This window comes from candidate division KSB1 bacterium, from assembly GCA_034521575.1.
Taxonomy (GTDB): Bacteria; Zhuqueibacterota; Zhuqueibacteria; order Residuimicrobiales; family Krinioviventaceae; genus JAXHMJ01.
Genome location: JAXHMJ010000001.1, coordinates 274,785 through 293,429 on the forward strand (window position 1 = coordinate 274,785; position 18,645 = coordinate 293,429).

Annotated in this window: 15 protein-coding genes; 13 read left to right on the forward strand and 2 right to left on the reverse strand. The window is 36.1% G+C overall.

The window, feature by feature from the left end; all coding sequences use genetic code 11:
* Window positions 1-130: 130 nt before the first annotated feature.
* The 3 genes from U5R06_01265 (at window position 131) to U5R06_01275 (ending at window position 2,658) form a co-directional block, all read left to right on the forward strand.
* Complete coding sequence (locus U5R06_01265; protein MDZ7721468.1) at window positions 131-946, forward strand: GNAT family N-acetyltransferase; 816 nt, start codon at window positions 131-133, stop codon at window positions 944-946.
* Between the two features lie 178 nt (window positions 947-1,124).
* The gene (locus tag U5R06_01270) at window positions 1,125-1,964 is read left to right on the forward strand and encodes an EFR1 family ferrodoxin (protein ID MDZ7721469.1); all 840 of its coding nucleotides are present in this window, start codon (window positions 1,125-1,127) and stop codon (window positions 1,962-1,964) included.
* Between the two features lie 511 nt (window positions 1,965-2,475).
* Window positions 2,476-2,658, forward strand: coding sequence for a hypothetical protein (locus U5R06_01275; protein ID MDZ7721470.1), 183 nt, complete (start codon window positions 2,476-2,478; stop codon window positions 2,656-2,658).
* 384 nt (window positions 2,659-3,042) lie between these two features.
* Here the strand turns inward: U5R06_01275 and U5R06_01280 are convergent, their stop codons facing one another.
* Both U5R06_01280 and U5R06_01285 read right to left on the reverse strand, forming a co-directional pair.
* The gene (locus U5R06_01280) at window positions 3,043-3,453 is read right to left on the reverse strand and encodes a hypothetical protein (protein MDZ7721471.1); all 411 of its coding nucleotides are present in this window, start codon (window positions 3,451-3,453) and stop codon (window positions 3,043-3,045) included.
* Window positions 3,454-3,538: 85 nt separating this feature from the next.
* Window positions 3,539-4,435 (reverse strand): transposase, encoded by an 897-nt coding sequence (locus U5R06_01285; GenBank protein MDZ7721472.1) that lies wholly within the window; start codon window positions 4,433-4,435, stop codon window positions 3,539-3,541.
* A 267-nt stretch (window positions 4,436-4,702) separates the two neighbouring features.
* On the opposite strand from U5R06_01285, the gene U5R06_01290 reads away from it, so the two are divergent.
* The 10 genes from U5R06_01290 (at window position 4,703) to U5R06_01335 (ending at window position 18,624) form a co-directional block, all read left to right on the forward strand.
* Window positions 4,703-5,107: a rhodanese-like domain-containing protein gene (locus U5R06_01290; GenBank protein ID MDZ7721473.1), complete on the forward strand. Its 405-nt coding sequence runs from the start codon at window positions 4,703-4,705 to the stop codon at window positions 5,105-5,107.
* A complete protein-coding gene (locus tag U5R06_01295; protein MDZ7721474.1) occupies window positions 5,104-5,895 on the forward strand; it encodes a sulfite exporter TauE/SafE family protein in 792 nt (263 codons plus the stop codon). Before U5R06_01290 ends, U5R06_01295 begins: the two co-directional genes overlap by 4 nt.
* A gap of 570 nt (window positions 5,896-6,465) precedes the next feature.
* A complete protein-coding gene (locus U5R06_01300) occupies window positions 6,466-6,810 on the forward strand; it encodes a reverse transcriptase domain-containing protein (GenBank protein ID MDZ7721475.1) in 345 nt (114 codons plus the stop codon).
* Window positions 6,811-7,515: 705 nt separating this feature from the next.
* Complete coding sequence (locus U5R06_01305; GenBank protein MDZ7721476.1) at window positions 7,516-8,730, forward strand: serine hydrolase domain-containing protein; 1,215 nt, start codon at window positions 7,516-7,518, stop codon at window positions 8,728-8,730.
* 763 nt (window positions 8,731-9,493) lie between these two features.
* Window positions 9,494-9,748 (forward strand): hypothetical protein, encoded by a 255-nt coding sequence (locus U5R06_01310; GenBank protein ID MDZ7721477.1) that lies wholly within the window; start codon window positions 9,494-9,496, stop codon window positions 9,746-9,748.
* 292 nt (window positions 9,749-10,040) lie between these two features.
* Window positions 10,041-12,872 (forward strand): DUF5060 domain-containing protein, encoded by a 2,832-nt coding sequence (locus U5R06_01315; GenBank protein MDZ7721478.1) that lies wholly within the window; start codon window positions 10,041-10,043, stop codon window positions 12,870-12,872.
* Between the two features lie 35 nt (window positions 12,873-12,907).
* The gene (locus U5R06_01320) at window positions 12,908-15,070 is read left to right on the forward strand and encodes a family 10 glycosylhydrolase (protein MDZ7721479.1); all 2,163 of its coding nucleotides are present in this window, start codon (window positions 12,908-12,910) and stop codon (window positions 15,068-15,070) included.
* 113 nt (window positions 15,071-15,183) lie between these two features.
* Window positions 15,184-17,259: a hypothetical protein gene (locus tag U5R06_01325; GenBank protein MDZ7721480.1), complete on the forward strand. Its 2,076-nt coding sequence runs from the start codon at window positions 15,184-15,186 to the stop codon at window positions 17,257-17,259.
* Between the two features lie 181 nt (window positions 17,260-17,440).
* Window positions 17,441-17,743: a hypothetical protein gene (locus tag U5R06_01330; protein MDZ7721481.1), complete on the forward strand. Its 303-nt coding sequence runs from the start codon at window positions 17,441-17,443 to the stop codon at window positions 17,741-17,743.
* Window positions 17,744-17,775: 32 nt separating this feature from the next.
* The gene (locus U5R06_01335; GenBank protein MDZ7721482.1) at window positions 17,776-18,624 is read left to right on the forward strand and encodes a DUF6544 family protein; all 849 of its coding nucleotides are present in this window, start codon (window positions 17,776-17,778) and stop codon (window positions 18,622-18,624) included.
* Window positions 18,625-18,645: the final 21 nt, after the last annotated feature.

Here is an 18,645-nt window from a genome sequence, read left to right on the forward strand (position 1 = left end):
TATCAAGGTTTGTAGCCCGCTCAAACTGCGTAGCGGTTTGACGGGAAAGTGCCACGCAATCTGCCACTACTCATACAATATACCGTTGTGCGTCATGCTGGGAGACCGCAAACAGTAACTTTTTCAAATTATGATAATTGAAAAAACAACAATTGATAGAATCAAAAAATATCGGACAGATTATTTGAATTCATTACCTGAATTTCAGGAATTATTCATAGAGATAATGATAAATAATTCTGATTATTATCTTCTTCAGGTTAATAATGAAGAGATTGGTTATGCAATTAAAAATAATGATGGTATTCTGATAGAGTTTTATTTGATTGACAAATTTATCACAGAGAGCAAAGAATTCTTTGGTCAGGTTTTAAAGGATTTATCAATTACAGATATATATTGCAAGTCATTTGATTCTCTATTGCTAAGCAATTGTTTATTATGTTCTTTTTACTATTCAGTTCTTGGAGCAATGTATCGTGATTATATTGAGCCGACAATTAAAAAGGATTTGGAAATAAAAATGGAAAAAGTAAACCTTTCATCAGTCGGATTATTGCTAATACAAGACGATTCAATAAAGGAACTTTTTGAGACAGAACAGCAATTAACTGATTTTATAAAAAATGAGAGTGTTTTTACATTTAATAAAAATGATGAGTTAATTGGATGTGGAATGGTAATTCGGACACATTTGGATTGGAATTTCTGTGATTTGGGTGTTTGGGTTAATCCTTTAAAAAGAGGAAAATACTTTGGTTCTCAGATTTTATTAAACCTGAGAGAGTTTGCAATAAATAACAATATGAAACCGAGTTGTGGATGTGCAATAGAAAATTTGGCATCACAGAAAACTATTGAAAAAAGCGGATTTGTAAGTAGATATAAACTGATAAAGTTTCAAACAAAAAAAAGCACGAACGCACAACACGCAATAAAAAAATAGGGCGTAAAGTACTAAATTTGAACGATATAACAATTAATAAACGGCTTGGTAACTTGACAGGTAGGGGCTTTGAAATGCCCTGCGTTTCTTATTGCCAACCGTTATGCCCAATATTAACAGGACACTACAAAGGAACAATTCAAAATGATTAAAATAATTTTTAAACAAAACTAAATAAATGAATACTGTAATATATTATTTCTCAGGGACAGGTAATTCATATGTTGTTGCAAGGGATATTGCAAAAGAACTAAATGGAGTCAAGATACCTATTGCTAATGTAATTGAAGAGGATATCGTTATTCCTGAGTTCGATATAATTGGAATTGTTTTTCCCGTTTATAATGCAGTTGTTCAAGGGATGCCTGTGATGGTTAAAAAGTTTGCAGAGAAACTAGAAAAAATTAATTCAAAATATATTTTTGTTATTTGTACCTGTTTAGGTTGGTCCCATACGACTATAACTAATTTTGATAAAATATTAATAGAAAAAGGCGGAAAATTATCTGCCGGTTTTACCGTAATCATGCCAGATAATTCTAGTCCAGTTTCTACGAGAAAACAAGAAAAGATTTTTAATAATTGGGCAAAGAAAAGAAAAGCTATATCTCAATATGTTAAGAGCAAAAAAAAAGGGAGATATGAAAATCCAGCTTTTTTGAACTTAATTATGACCCCATTCTTATCAAATGGTAAGAAAAAAACATTATCTCTTTATCGTAATTTAGCCAACGACAATTATTTGTCTTATGAAGAAGCGGTAAAATATTCCGACAAAAGTTTTAAAGTAAATAGTAATTGTAATGGATGTGGAATTTGTGCAAATATATGTCCTGCAAATGATATCCAGATAATTGAGGGTAGACCAGTTTGGCAAAACCTTTGCGAATCTTGCTTGGCTTGTATCAATTGGTGCCCACAAGAGGCAATAACAGGAGGAATTGTTTCAGTTGATAAATCCCCAACAGGATATCATCATCCTGACATTAAAATATCGAATATGATATTGAGAAATTGAAATAGATAAATACTGGGCATAACATAACAGCAAAATATAATTAATTGCGGTTTCAGTGCTGATAATCAACATTATCACCCGCACAAACCTCGGTGCATCTCGACAGGAAAGTGCCCCGCATTCCGCAACTAATCATATTTGCGGAACGTTGTGCCGCATGCAAAAAAACACCCTGCTAAACGATAAACTAAATTGATAATTATGGACTTTTCAAGTATTACAAACGGAATTTGACAAGGAATAAAAACCTGGGAATCAAAACTGACGGAATTACCTAAAGATACGATTATGAATAAACGAAATAGTCAGAACCGGACAATAAAGCAGATACTTGGTCATATGGTTGATTCTGTTTCAAATAATACACATCGGATTATTCATTTACAATATCAAGCCAGTCCATTTAAATTTCCAAACTACGCTACCAATGGCAATAATGACAGGTGGATTGCAATACAGAATTACCAAAACGAGAATTGGGAAAACCTGATTCAATATTGGAAATTATACAATGATAATTGGTGAGATACTTGAAACTCATATCGATAACGATAAATTCATTGACGATAAAAAAGTTGACATTAAAATGCTTAACCCTTTGATTTATTGTTCAACTATAAGAGAATATTGGTCAATTGGAGAAAAACTTGGCGATGGATTTAAATGCGGTAAAGAATTAAAAACACATAATTAAAAAAAATGCACGACGGCACAACACATGGTATAGTGCATGCGGGTTTCAGAGGGTATTCCAGCGTTGTAGCCTGCTCAAGCCTTCGTATCGGTGGACAGGCAAGTAGCCCGCAATCCCTTACGGCACATACACTCAACCGTTGTGTGAAATAGCGTGCCGATAACTAATACCTAAATTGATCGATTTATAAGGGCACCAAATAAAAACGGCGCAAAATGTTGCCGGTGCCGTCTTTTTCTATTTGTTTTCATCTGAAATAACTTCTTATTACGCAATCAACCTTGCTTTTTGAACTGATTTTGCATTAAAGTCAGAGAATTATCAGTGTAACGGCATACTTCTCCCATTGTTTAGCTCTTTAATACGATTAATTTTTATTATGTTTTACGTCACAAATGCGGGTTCATACTCCTCAATGAATGACCATAATTTTAAAATCTTCAGGGAATCATAGACTGTCTGTGTTACCCTTAGTATAATTTTTCCGCCTGTTGTCACAATTTTGGCTGCAAAATCAATCATGATCCGACGAAAGGTATTGGGGTAAGCGGTAACTGGTACTGCTTCACAGGGGATGTCCCTTTTATATGCTTCAAAAAGAAAATGGCTGATGATCATCAAATAGTAAAAAACTCTATTCATACCGAAACGCTTAAATGGTAACTGTTCTCTTCCAGCAAATTCTTTCTGTGATCGGTGTACTAATTCAGCTCTACCTCGACTGTGGTTTAACTCGATAATCTTTTCGGCCTTGAGATAATTGCCACTACCAGCATTGATTAGTTTTTCATCCAAGCTCACTGTTTCGGCCTATATTGGTATAGATTACTGAATCCGGTTGTGCAAAATCAAATAAGAGTTGACCATTTTCCTCAGCTTTCTAAGAGGTAAAAATACAACGGCGAAATGTCTTCCATGATTTGAGGCGATTAGCAAATTCGACAAAAGTCCATGTCTGTCTATAAGAACGAAAAGCATCATAACTAAGATTGTTAACATATTGTTTAATATCGTTATATATTTTCCCGGCACAAACATAATGAATACCAAGGCGTTGTTCAAAGAACCGAAAGTTCTGGTCATCCATAAAACCACTGTCTGTTAGCAGAATGATTGGAACATCTTTATAGCGACGTCGAATAGCTTTGACCAGACGCCCCACTGACTTTATAAAGTCGCTGCCATGATTACAATGAACATCTCCGGCTCGGAACAGCGCATCAACAACATAAGGCCCCCAACTAATTTGCATAGGCTGGAATCCTTTTTTATTTTTATAGGTCACATTTGAGCCTTCACGCTTTTTAGCGCCGTCATTGTCGAAAACTACGCTGTCACCAAAAAGAATAACTTCTTTGGGTTGTTCAATAATAAGTCGCCAAATAAACATCTCCAACAAAAGAGACCGAAATATCATTTGCCCAACAAAACTGAACTTGCGAAACATCCTTTTGATTTGATGGGATGTTGCCATTTGTTCCGGGCGATTTTCGAGCACGGCAGCATAGGCTTCATCGTTTTTTCGACGATCAAAAGAACAGATTGACATATCCGTACCATCAATAAACCAAGCAAAAAGCTGTTTGACAAACTGACGGTATCCCAGTCCTTTAGAAGAGCCTTTTAAAAAGCTAAAAACGTTTTCAAATAGAGAATAGAATCGAATTTGGTCAATATATCTAAGAAAAAACAACAGACCACCACGACCGCTAATTTTATCTTTTGTGATCTCAATTTTTGATATTTTAGGTTGCGTTGTATCGGTTTTTTTCTGCATATTATGGCTACCTTTTGGGTTTTGTTGTTATTCTTTTTATTGGTTACACAACTAAAATAATAACAAACTATTATAAACCCAAAAGGTTTTTTATTTTTTTAAAAACCGCTCAATTTAGGTAATAGAAAACCGTGCATCCGTGAACGGTTAAAGTCAAAGGAATAGAAATGAAGATAAGAAAAACTTGCTACTGTTGGTGGAGAGGCGACTGATTAATCATTTTTAATCAATCTTTACTTTATCACTACAAATATTAGGAAAACAACAATGAACAAGATAGACGAAATACTGAAATCAATGACATTTGATTTTTTTGGTAGCGGAAAACATAAAATTACTCCATCAATGCATCTTTCTTCAAAAAATTCTTTATTTCTGGATGTAAGATCTAAAGAAGAATTAGAGACAATTGCATTTAGCCTTGTGCATCATATGCCGGTTTTACATATTCCCATTAATGAAATACCGGATCGCTTATCAGAAATACCTCGCGACAAAACTGTTGGTATTTTTTGTTCTTCCGGTGTTCGTTCAACAATGATTTATTTTTATTTGCGAACATTCGGCTTTGAAAATGTAAGAATATTTGAAGGGGGTTACGCTGAACTAGTAGATGATTTTAAACCCGGTAAATTGCTGAAACATATTACACAAGGTAAGAGCAAAGAATGACAAAGATAATAATAATTAGTTTGTCGGTTTTTGCCATTGGCCTTATTATGACCATGTCTGGAAGAGGCGGAGGCAATTTCTACGTCCCACTGCTTGTTATTGCAGGACTGGGAATGCATCAAGCCGCTACTATGGGTCAATTTATTCTTATGATTGCAGCATTAACGGGGATGCTTGTCTTTAACAAGAAAAAAATGGTCGATTGGAAACTTGCTTTGGTTATTGATCCGCCGACTGATATAATGGCATTTGTCGGAGGCTACTTTTCCAGCTATATAAGCGGGGTAACTCTTAAAATAGTTTTGTCAGCATTCCTGGTTTTGGCAGGCTTTTCTATGCTTGTTAAAATTAAAGAAAGACCTATTCAAACGGATAAACGGTTTGGTTATTGGCATAGAAACTTCAATGGTGAAAAGTATGTTGTAAATCTTTGGTATACAATACCTATTACAGCATTCGCCGGTTTGGTGGCTGGGGCTGTCGGAATATCATGCGGTTCATTCAAGATTCCTCTAATGGTTTTATTGTGTGGGGTCCCTATGCATATCGCAGTCGGGACATCATCAGCCATGATTGCTGCTACTGCAATCATGGGGTTTATAGGTCATACTATGCGTGGACACTTTGAGCCGGAATATGCTATTCCTTTGGCTATTGCTGCTATATTGGCTGGTATTCTCGGTGGCAAATTGGCAATTAAAACAAACCCAAAGTATTTAAAGCTGATTTTTGCTGTAACAACATTTATCGCAGCAGTCGTCATGTCAATTAATGCCCTGGCAATATAAAGAGATTTTTTACCAGTGTGAATACGTCCTGTCTTCACACTGGGTATTTCGTTGGAAGAGGCACGCCACTTCACATAACAGCGGCTATGCGGTTCGGGCGGAGTACCGCCCTCTCCCAAATTGTCCTGCGCTGCGCTTCGGGCAACTTTGCATAGCAGTAAACGTTGTGCCATGTTTGGAATAACTCAAGACCAAAAATGAATTGGAAACAATATGAGTGCGCCAAGCGAAGCTAATATAAGCAAGCCGGACAATCCGGAACGTGCAAAGGCTAACCACCAGCACGGAACCATGCGTATGAGGCGGCAACAAATCATACGAAGCCATGTTGAAGGCAGTTTGTCAGCCATAACGTTAGCCTGTGCGTGCCAGCACCCAGACAGGCAAGTTCACCCTGTTAGATTTATATTTGATAAGGTGAATCCTGTTGGAATACTGTTATCTAACAGGGTGAAGGTATCGAGTCCCGAAATATTCCATATTGCTTTGGGTTAAAGGTTTCATTTCCTGGAAGCCAATATCAAGACAAACGTTAGAGGTGAGTTTGAGTTTGACGAGCCGGGCAAGCGAATGAACGGTTTTTGTGATTTGATCCGTTACGCGGATGATTTTGTGTGCGTGGTACGGTATGCAAAAGAAGCGCACCGTATAGAACGGGGCTTACAAAACCGATTCACCCAGTATGGACTGGAGATTCATTTGACGAAGAGCCGGAACATAAGTTTTGGACGGTTTGAACGGGAGAACGCCAGGAGCCAGAAACGCCGCGCCAATACATTTGATTTTCTGGGATTTACTCACTACTGTGACTGGTCGAGGCGAGGCTATTTTAAGGTAGGCCGCAAAACCAGTCGCAAGAAATATACAGCCAAATGCAAGGAGATGAATGCGTGGCTTAAATCTATCAGGAATTAGATAGCAACGAAAGACTGGTGGAAGATACTGAGAGCCAAATTACGAGGACATTTTCAGTATTATGGAGTGAGTGAGAACTACAGAGGGATAGCCAGGTTTTACAGATTTACCCTGAATATGGTGAAGAAATGGTTAAACCGACATAGTCAGAAACGGAAAATGAACTGGAAGAGATTCAAAGAATATCTTGATCATTATCCGTAGCCCGAACCGAAAATCATGCACAGCTTTTATGGGTCACGTGTAAGGTGAGATAAACTGAGGAGCCGGATGTGGAAAATTCACAAGTCCGGTTCTGTGAGGGGCATTGAAGTTCCTCACAATAAAGTTAAAACGCGGGGTAGCGTGTGGGATTGTACAGAAGCAGGAATCAACTATATCGGGTGCGGGAGGTACGATAACTTTTGCGGTATATAATGGTGGAAATTTTTGGCCGCCTGATTCCATTTCATCATTTTCCATACCTTTACCTGAACAAGGCACAGATCTGCGATATATCCGGTCATTCGGATGAAATGGTTTAAAAATGATGGAGATTTTACCTTTTTTTTAAGCAGTTGATAACACTCGGTACCCAAAAGATGAATTCTCTGAATAAATTTACTTTTGCTAATTGGAAATATAAACAATTTTCCTTATATTTCCAATACAGCGGTATAAAAACAACAGAATATATACAGACGTTGGCAATAATTTAAAGAGAACATGAAGGTAAAAGGATACATAAAAAAAGATTATACTGAAATAGCCGACTCGTTTAGAAAAAACTTTGAAATATTTGGAGAGTTAGGTGCATCACTTTGCATATATCACAACAATGAAAAGGTGATAGATATTTGGGGTGGATATAAAGATCTGAAAAAAGGCAACGAATGGGATGAAAATACTGTTGTACCTATATTTTCAACCACAAAAGCTATAGCCTCAACTTGTTTAGCTATTTGCCACAGCAGAGGATTATTTGACTATAACAGTAAAGTCTGTGAACATTGGCCTGAGTTTGGGATGGAAAACAAGAAAGAAATAACTGTTGAGCAATTACTTCAACACAGAGCTGGACTTTCGGCCATAGATGAAAAATTAAATTCCGAGAAAATAAAAAACCGGAAGTTTTTAGACAAAGTAATAGCTAAACAAAAGCCATTTTGGTACCCTGGACATTATCAAGGATATCATGTTTGGAACATAGGATGGTATATTAGCTCATTACTTTCAAGAATTGAACCCCGGAAAAGATTTCTTAAAGAATTTATTGAACAGGAAATACTTCCAAATATTGAAGGTGAAGTCCGAATTGGTGTTGAAAATAACTATAATTGGTCAAAAATTGCCACATTAAGACCTTTCTCAAAGCTAAAAGGACTATTTTCTATGCCTTTTAAGTTTGTTTTTGAATTCTTTAAGCCTTGGTCACTTTCTTTCAAATCAATGTTAAATCCTCCGTTTGTTAGTAATCATTCCAACTTTAATAAACCTGAGATACTTCAACTTGAGATGGGGGCTGGTGGAGGCATTGGGAATGCAAGAGGATTAGCCTCTCTAATTGATTCATTAACGGATGGGAATCATTCTTTACACTTAAAAAAAGAGACACTGGAATATTTGATGAAATATCCTGAAGCCCCAATAAAAGGATGGGAAGATATTGTTTTTAAACAGGATGCATTTAGATTCCACGCTGGATTTATGAAACCATCTAAAAAGCATGATTTTGCAAAAACTATAAAAGCTTTTGGTGGATTTGGTGCGGGAGGAAGTTTTGTATTTCATGATCCTGAGTATAAACTTACAGTTGCATATACAATGAATAAAATGTCTTCTAAAATGATGAACATGAATAGAGAATTAAATATCAGAAATTCGGTATATAAAACTATTGCCAACAAAGCATCAAACCCAATAGCCGCGGGTGTTTCATAGGATAGTGATGAAGTTAAATGAAAATTTCGTACTTTTATGAAACGACAGTGGAAGCGGCTACAGGGTTTATGCTCGAACGTTGGCTGCTATTATAAAAGACTTTGCAAGTAAATTAAATTCGAAAAAATAAACGAAATACAGAACAAATGAACCAGAATGAACTATCTCAATTATCCAATAAGGAATTGCTCGAAGTAGTAAAGAACAGCAAACCCTCACCTATAATAGACGCATTTTTTATTGGGTTTTTGGTTGGAATAATAATTTACAGCGTAGCTGCTAACTCGTGGGGTTTTCTCACCTTAATTCCATTGTATTTAATTTATATTTTCTTGAAAAAACCAAAGAAATACGAAGCATTGAAAAATGAATTAAAAAAACGAAACTTGGAATAGATGATGTCGGGAATCTGTCAAAAATGCAAATCAGAGGTAACTCAAAAATACTGTTAACTTTGAGGTCATCCAAAAGCAATGACAAGAATTGATGCAAATTATTTGCTTCAAGAACTTTGTTCTGTCTTGAGTTTTGAAAAAGGTTTTTTATTTACCGTTCGCGAACTATCCACTAACCCAGGGAAAAGCATAAAAGACTTTTTAAATGAAGATAGAAATAGATTGGTAAAACCAGTATTGTTTTTAATAGTAACGTCTTATTTATACTATATTCAATAATATTTTTCACTTTGAGGATGGTTACGTACAATTGTCAGGCAACAAAGACTCAGCGACTCTTTCAATATCCAAATGGATACAAGGAAATTATGGCTATGCAAATATTATCATGGCTATCTTTATTGCAGGATGGGTCAAACTTTTTTTCAGAACGCAAAGTCAACATATTTGAAATTCTAGTACTTTTTTGTTTCGTTATGGGTATGGGAATGCTTATTTATGCGGCTTTTGGTGTCGTTCAAAGTCTGATAGATTTTAATCTAATACAGGTTGCAGTGATTGTTGGGTTCATATATATGACTTGGACAATTTTATGGAAAAGGAAAGATTATCAATTATGTTAAAGCGTTTTCTGCTTACATATTGGGCATGATAACTTTTTCAATAACGGCAATATTAATCGGTACAGTAATTGATTTACTTGCTAGACAATGAAAATAACAGCAGCCAACAGCGTATATAACTCATGGCGGGGAAAGTGGTTAATTCAAGCTTTGAGCATTTAAGGAAGTTTATTTCAAGCCGACAAGAAAGTGCTTTAAAAACCGCCACAAGTCATATACGCAAACCGTTGTATGCAAGTGTGCCCCATTTTTGTAGCCAAGGACTATGCATATTGCGAAAGGAATGCCGATTATGAGAGCAAAGAAGGAGAAGCAAGTTATGAACCACATTTTCAGAGCATTAGTTTTTTTCTCTATCATCAGTATTTTATTTATTGAAAGTTGTAACAACGCAACACCAGGCAATTGGCAATGGGAAACTATCACAACGGTAGGAAAACCAACAGCACGCCATGAGGCAGGTCTTGTAGCTTACAATGACAAATTATATTTAATGGGTGGGAGAAGAATTAATCCTACTTCGGTATTTGATCCTGCCACAAATACATGGACAGAGAAATCGGCTACGCCTATTGAGTTACATCACTTTCAACCAGTAGTTTTTAACGATGCAATTTATTTGATTGGTGCCATGACCGGAGGATGGCCAAACGAAACGCCTGTTGATAGGGTTGTTATTTATTATCCCGAACGTGATGAATATGTATATGGTGACACTATTCCTGAGCATCGAAGAAGAGGTGGAGCTGGCGCAGTGGTTTATAATAATAAAGTCTATTTAATTGGTGGTATTACAAATGGCCATATGAATGGTTATAAACCTTGGTTTGATGAATATAATCCCGAAACTGGCGAATGGAAAACATTGGCTGATGCGCCGAATGCACGTGATCATTTTCAAGCTGTAGTTGTCGACAATAAGCTTTATGCATTTGCCGGCCGAACCACTTCAAAAATAACAGATCAAGATATGGCTTTAACTGTTAGTCACGGTAATGTATACAACTTCAAAACTCAAAAATGGGAAGCAGTAACCAATAATTTAGCCATTCCAACCATGAGAGCCGGAAATTTTGCTTTTGGCTGGAACAATTCAATTATAATTGGCGGGGGCGAAACCGCCGAACAAGAGGATGCCCATAATGAAGTAGAAGCCTATAACGCCAAAACAAAACTATGGAGTAAATGGCCTTCTCTAAATCAAGGCAGGCATGGTACCGGGTTTGCCGTTATTGGAAACTATGTATACACTGCATCAGGCTGTGGAAGACATGGTGGTGAACCTGAACTAACAACGGTTGAAAGATTGGAATTACCCAAAGGAGATGTAGCGCCCCTATCTAAAATATTAGATACCACAAAAGTATTTATGCAATGGCATACCATCACACTTTCTTTCAAAGGTCCCGAAACATCTGAAGCGGCTCAAGAAAATCCATTTTTAAACTATCGATTAAGTGTTGAATTTAAAAACAAAGATACTAAGCAAAGCATTCGTGGTTTTTATGCAGCTGATGGAGATGCAGCCGAAACCAGTGCTAAAAAAGGAAACATTTGGCAAGTGAGATTTACTCCTGACAAAACAGGGAAATGGTCATACTCGGCAAAACTAAGCAAAGGGGATCGTATTGCCCTAAACGATGATCTAAATATGGGAGAAACAGTTTCTGTCTCGAATGCTAAAGGCAACTTTATAGTTATTAAATCAGATAAAGACGGTGATGATTTTCGGGCTCACGGCCGAATAGAAGCCTCTCATGAATATTTTAAATTTAGGGGCACCGATAATTATTGGCTTAAAGCCGGAACAAATAGTCCGGAAAACCTATTGGCTTACATTGATATTGATGGTACATATCGCACCAAAGCTGAGGCCAGAGAAGGAGAAGCTGCTGCGCCAGAAAATATACATGCTTACGAGCCCCATTTAAATGATTGGAAAACGGGTGATCCTACCTGGAAAAACGGAAAAGGAAAATCATTGATCGGGGCTATCAATTATTTAGCGTCAAAAGGAATGAACTCAGCCTACTTTTTGACTTTAAATATTTTAGGCGATGGAAAAGATGCATGGCCTTATGTGAGTCCTGATGATTTTACCCGATTTGATGTGAGCAAATTAGATCAATGGGAAATTATATTTGAATATATGCAATCAAAAGGCATTTTATTGCATGTGGTGTTACAGGAAACAGAAAATGAAACCATGCTCGATAATGGAGATACCGGACCTTTTCGCCAATTATACCTTCGGGAACTTGTTGCAAGGTTTGGACATCATTTGGGGTTGGTGTGGAATCTGGGTGAAGAGAATGGGCCGGTACCCTGGGCGAAAGATATGCCATCTCAGAATGATAAACAACGAAAGACAATGGCAAAATTTATTAAAGAACACGACCCGTATAATCATCCGGTCGTATTACATACCTTACCGAGTGAGGGTATACGAAAGGACATTTTAACAAATTTGCTTGGTTTTGAGTATCTGGATGGTATTTCTCTCCAACATGCAGAACGGGAAACAGCACCAGAGATAGTCTCTAACTGGAGGTTAAAATCTGATAGTGCTGGTCACCCCTGGCTGATTACTATGGATGAAATTGGGATGTGGTACGATGGTGCCATGACGGATGCTGAAGATCCTAATCATTCTACACTTAGACGGTACGCCCTTTGGGGCACCTTGTTATCGGGAGGAGCTGGTGTTGAATGGTATTTTGGAGCAAAGCATCCACATAATGATTTAACTTCGGAAGATTGGCGACAAAGAAACCGTCTTTGGGAAATTACAAACTATGCTAAAGAATTTTTTGATACATACCTGCCCTATTGGGAAATGCAACCCGAACATGGTTTGGTTAACTCAAAAGAAGCGTATTGCTTGCGCAAGAAGGATGAGATTTATGCTATTTATTTGCCAAATTCTAAATCCTATACGCTCGATTTAAGCATTTCCAAAAACAGCTTTAGCGTACACTGGTTTAACCCATTAACCGGAAGTGAATTGCAAATCGGCTCAATAAAATCAATAAATGGCGGCGGAATTCGTTCATTGGGAAATCCACCAGAATTTGAGAATAATTTACCTGATCAGGATTGGGTGGTATTGATAAAACGGTTATAATTGATAGTAAAAAAAATCGAAATAAGGAACGAAAAATGAAAAATTATAAAAACATATTATCATTTCAAATCAAACACATTCTATTAAGTATCTGCGTTATTGCACTATTCTCTTGTCAGCAATCAACAAAAAATACGGCGGTTCCTGCCGTTCAAAAAATTGATCCAACCGTAGATACTTCAATTTGGTGGGAAAAAAATAACCTTCGACTGATACAAACAAACTTGCCTGCACCCGAAGGAGCTTTGAATCCTGATTCTTTGGTTAAGGATTTAATCAAGTTTTCGGCAAATACCTTGCTTATAAATGCAGGCGGGATAATGGCTTTTTATCCTACAAAACTTTTTTTTCATTATAAAAACCCGCATGTTAAAGGCGATATGCTGGGCCGGGTAATTTCTTTATGTCATGAAAATGGAATAAGAGTTATTGTTCGTTTTGACTTTAGTCGTGCACATAAGAGTTTTTTAAAAGACCATCCCGATTGGTTCTATATATCACCTAAAGGTGAAAGAGTCGATAATTACGACATGTTGGTAACCTCTGTGAATGGTGAATACATGCAAAAACATGCATTTGCAATTATTCAGGAAGTACTTGATAATTATCCGATTGATGGTATTTTTATTAATATGTTTGGTTACAAAACATGGGATTATTATCATGGGGTATATCATGGTATTGATCAAAACCCGAACGATAAAAGACGGTTTAAAGAGTATTCCGGTGGAATGGAACTACCAACAGTTGAAGATCCGAATGATCCCGTATTTCAAAAGTATGATGAATTCAGAAAGCATACAACCAACGAATTACTAAAAAGGGTACATGATTTATTAAAGTCGAAAAGACCCAATATTGCTTTATGCACTTATAATGACGATTATGTTGACATAATGCGACATGAAGCCCAGGGTGAACTTCACCATCTGCCTTATTTCGCGTACATAGCCTCTGAAAATGTTAATACAGTTGAATCAACCTTTGATGATAAAATATCAAGCAGTTCAAGTATACAACAAATAACATTTGGTTCAAGATATCATGCTGTACCGCCCGTAAGAATTCGAAATCGATTATATCAGAATTTGGCTCATGGTTCTGGACTTGATATTAGTTTGATGGGTGACCTTCGTGATTACGAAGATGAAAGAGGTTTTGATGTAATTAAAAAGGTTTATTCTTATGCCGCCAGGAACGAAAAGTATTACGGTGACTATAAAAGTATGGCAGAAATTGCCATTATAAAAGAGGCTTACTGGCCAGGCGGGCCTGTTATGGAAGAAATGCGTGGAATTGAGCAAAACCTCAAAGAGGAACATATTCAATTCGATCTTATTCTTAAAAAACACTTTGCTGTTAGCTACAAAAAACTTAAAAACTATAAAATAATTATACTTGGACATCTCAGGAATTTCAATAAAAAGGAAATAGAGGCGCTTACCAGGCTCACGAATGATGGTGTAAATGTTATTGCTACTAATCAGGCATTGATGGATACACCTGGCGCATTAAAAGAATTATTTGGTACAAAAGTTAAGGAATCTTCTTTTGATGCATTTAAATATTATCTGCAATTAAAAGATCAGGCTGTTATTAAAAGGCAGGATAAATTGCATCAGTGTTTTCTTAAATGTAATTTTATGAAATGTAAATTCTCGGATGAAAGTGAACTTTACCTGCCTTTGCTTGATAAAGGAAGAGAAGGTCCGCCCGAAAGAATTGGAGGACATGTGCCCACCGGGTGGTTTGGTATTAGTATTTATCAGAAGAACAAATCAAAAATGGTTTATATACCATGGGAAATTGGAAGAATGTATCACACCTATGGTTTTTTTGCACATAAAGATATCTTGTTGGATGTGATAGACTATATTAATCCTGAAATCACACAGGATTTTAATACCAATGCTCCTCCACAAGTTGAAATAACATTTAATAAATTCAGGTATAATTCCGATACAACAGATTCTTATAATAAATACATCATTAATTTGATCAACTTGTCGGGGTTCAATGGCCGCAGCTATTTTGAGCCTTTAGAAATAGATAATATCAACTTTGAATTTAAAGTGGATATAAAACCTGAAAAAGTATATGGTTTAAAGTCGGACAACACAATAAAATTTGAGGGTGACACAATCATTAAATTTACATTAGATCATCTTCAGGATTTTGACGCAATAGTAATTGAATAATGGATGAGGACATGCAAAATATATTAAAGTTATTGTGCGCATTCATATTGTTAATATTCTTTTCATGTGGTAATAGTAAAACAATTCACGTCAGTTTTAACCAGGGTTCTTCTGTGTTAAAGTACGGAGTATCGAAACTTGAAGAACATGCTCAAGAGTCAGGATTTGTGGTTCGACAAAATGAACTCGACAAGGCAAACCAGGGAATAATTATCATCACTAAAAATGATTCGCTTAACCCGAAACTGGAAGGTTACCGCTCAGAAAATAAAGATGACGGATATAACATTATTTTAAACGAGGGCCAAATTTATATTATTGGAAACTCTGAAAGAGGATGTTTATATGGGTTATTCGACTTGATAGAACAAACAGGAACTGATTGTGATATTTCTAAAGTTGAGGCCAAACAAATAAATCCTGCTAATGCGTTTAGGGCGGTAAAAATAAATCTTCCGTGGTCACCATACCGACCGGGTCCAACAAACGATGTGCACTTGGAAACCTGCAAGGACTTGAAATTTTGGGAAGCATTTTTAGATATGTGTGTGAAAAACAGGTTTAATGCGGTGAGTCTCTGGAATAACCACCCTTTTCCATACATGATTCGGGCAAAGAATTATCCCAAAGCCACTCCATTTAATGACGAGGAGCTTGCGAAATGGCAAGATTTTTACAAAACGCTTTTTAAAATGGCAAAAGAAAGGGGGCTCGAAACATATCTTGTTAATTGGAATATTGTGGTATCGCCCGAATTTGCCGAAAATTATGGAGCAAAAGAATATTTCGATCGTTCAGAATTGGTGAAAAAATACACCAGAGAATCGGTAACTCAATTGATAAATGAATATAAAGATCTGACAGGATTTGGAACGACACTGGCAGACTGGATGGGAAATTGGGGCGATGAAAAAATGACGCCGGAGGAACGGGAAGAATGGATCAAAGAAACCATTGTTGAAGGAATAAAAAATGCAGACAGAAAAGTAAAGTTCATTCACAGAGCTGTTTTATCAGGTGATCCGAAATTAATGAGAGAAGTGATTGATTATGCGGATTTACCGGAAAAAACCATCGTTGAGATTAAGTTTAACTGGTCGCACGGGCACTCAACGCCCAATCTTTCTTTAACCCATTCCAATGACGATGGTACCATTATGAGTGGATTTTGGGATCCAAATCCCGGGAATTTTTTTATAGCCTGGATGGTACGGAATGAAGATTTTTTTGTACTTTGTTGGGGGGATCCTGAATTTATCAGAGACCATATCAATACTAATAAACACGATTATGTTCAAGGATATTTCATCGGTTCTGAGGGCTACATTCCTGCAAAAGATTATTCTTATATTGAACCTCATCCTCAAAAAACATGGAAATATGCTTTTGAAAAACAGTGGTTGTTTTATCACCTTTGGGGACGATTACTTTTTGACCCAAATGAAAAAGATAGTACCCTTGCCAATGAGATTGAAAAAAGATATCCAGCTATTGATGCTCTAGCTTTCTTAAAAACATATTCACTGGCATCAAAGGTTCCTTTGAATATTGCCACATTTTATAAAGGCACATGGGATTTAACATTATACAGCGAGGGCTTTTTAGCACCCTGGCAACCTGATATCGAAGATGGAAGATCACCATTTATTTCTCTCCAGGAGTTTATTGATCATGAAACATTGGATAAACGGTACATGAATATTGGGGATTACGTTACAAAAGTTCATGAAAATATTCCACTAGACAAGGAAATGATAACCCCCATTGAGCTTGCAGAAAGAACCAAAAGCAACTGCGATAAATCATTAGGGATCATCGACAGTCTTGAAAAACAGAGTAATGATCCTACATTCCATTCCGAAATTGAGGATCTTAAAACCTGGTGCTATCTTGGATATTATTTTGCAGAAAAGATTTATGCAGGAGTTGCCTTAAAAACTTACATGTTGTCAAAGGATATAAGAGATAAAGAAACCTCCCTTCAACATGCGGAGAAAGCATTACAGCATTGGAATAGAATTGTGGAACTAACAAAAACCAGATATCAAATAATGCCTTATGTAATGATGACACATCCTGAGAACAGGTGGCCTGATTTTAAAGGTTTTCATTGGAAAGATTACCTGAAAGAGGTTGAGTATGATATTGAATATATAGAGAGTATTGAGTATGATATATTAATTCAGTGAGGCTCCATAAATAAACACCAGCATACAACATGCGGTATAAAACATTGGGATTTAAGTGGTTATTTAAAATTCCTGCTACACATCAAGTTTGGAGTAACTGGCCAGGAGATTAGGCTGCAATCTCCAACGATTTCATACCGTCACCGTTGTGCCGCATGCAAAAACCGTAGTGCAACTAAATTTGGATTTTGAACAAGTGATGAATAAAAGCAAGAAAAAGATTTATAGAGATAAAAACGGATGTGAATTTATAAAGGAGACCTACTTTGTCGGTGGAAGAATGAAATTCCGTAGAATTTATGTAATTGATGGCATTCCAGCAGATGAATTTTACGAGAAAAATGCGACTGATTTGGATTTCTATTTGAATGGAGACTATGAGTTAATGAATAGCGAAAAAGATTCTAATAATCATTGCAATGAGCAAAACAAGAAAGAATCCGATTTGCCTGATAATGAAGATGAGAAAGATTTACCATTTTAAAATTAAAAATAATACTAAAAAGCTTAATGATTATGATTTCAAGTTGTAATAGTCTTAAAAAATTATATCTCTCAGAAATTGGTGAGACAATAAATGATACTCCTATTAAAAAAGGGGGAATCTATACTGAGAATGATTTCTTTACTTTACCTGCGCAAATTCAAAATTATTTCAAAAATTGTGGATACATAGGTAAAGAAAAAATAGAAAACATCAAGATAGATTACAGCAATTCATTTATTAAAATGTCTCCAGAAAAGAAATGGCTAAAGATAAAGTATTATCAAGTCAATTTTACTCATAATCCAACTCGATTAGCATATATTTCAAGTAAAATAATTGGGATATTCTCGTTTGAGGGGAGAGATAAATACCAAGCTGGTAAAGGCAATATGTTGATAAGACTGTTAAAATTGTTTACCGTTGCTGATGCAAAAGGGAAGGAAATGGATAAATCAGCACTGGCAACACTATTGAGTGAAGTTTTATTTATGCCAAGCTTTGCGACAAGAGAACAAATAAAGTGGAAAAGCATTGATGAAAATTCAGTTGAAGCAAAATATAGGGATAATGATAATGTGGTTTCTGGAATTTTTTATTTCAACGGTAATCATGAGTTTATAAGATTTACGACTGACGATAGATTTTATTCACTAAAAGATGGGAGTTATAAAAAAACAAAATGGTCAGTAGAATTAAGCAATTATAAAGATTTTAAAGGAATAAAATTTCCTGAAAATGTAAAAGCCATATGGCATATGGATGACAAAGATTACGAATACTTTAGAACACAAATAAAAGATGTTCAATATAATATAAATAAGCAAAGCACCAACGCACAACATCTTTATAATAAATTCAAATTCACCCCTTACCCATAACAATTCTCCATTCCCCATCTC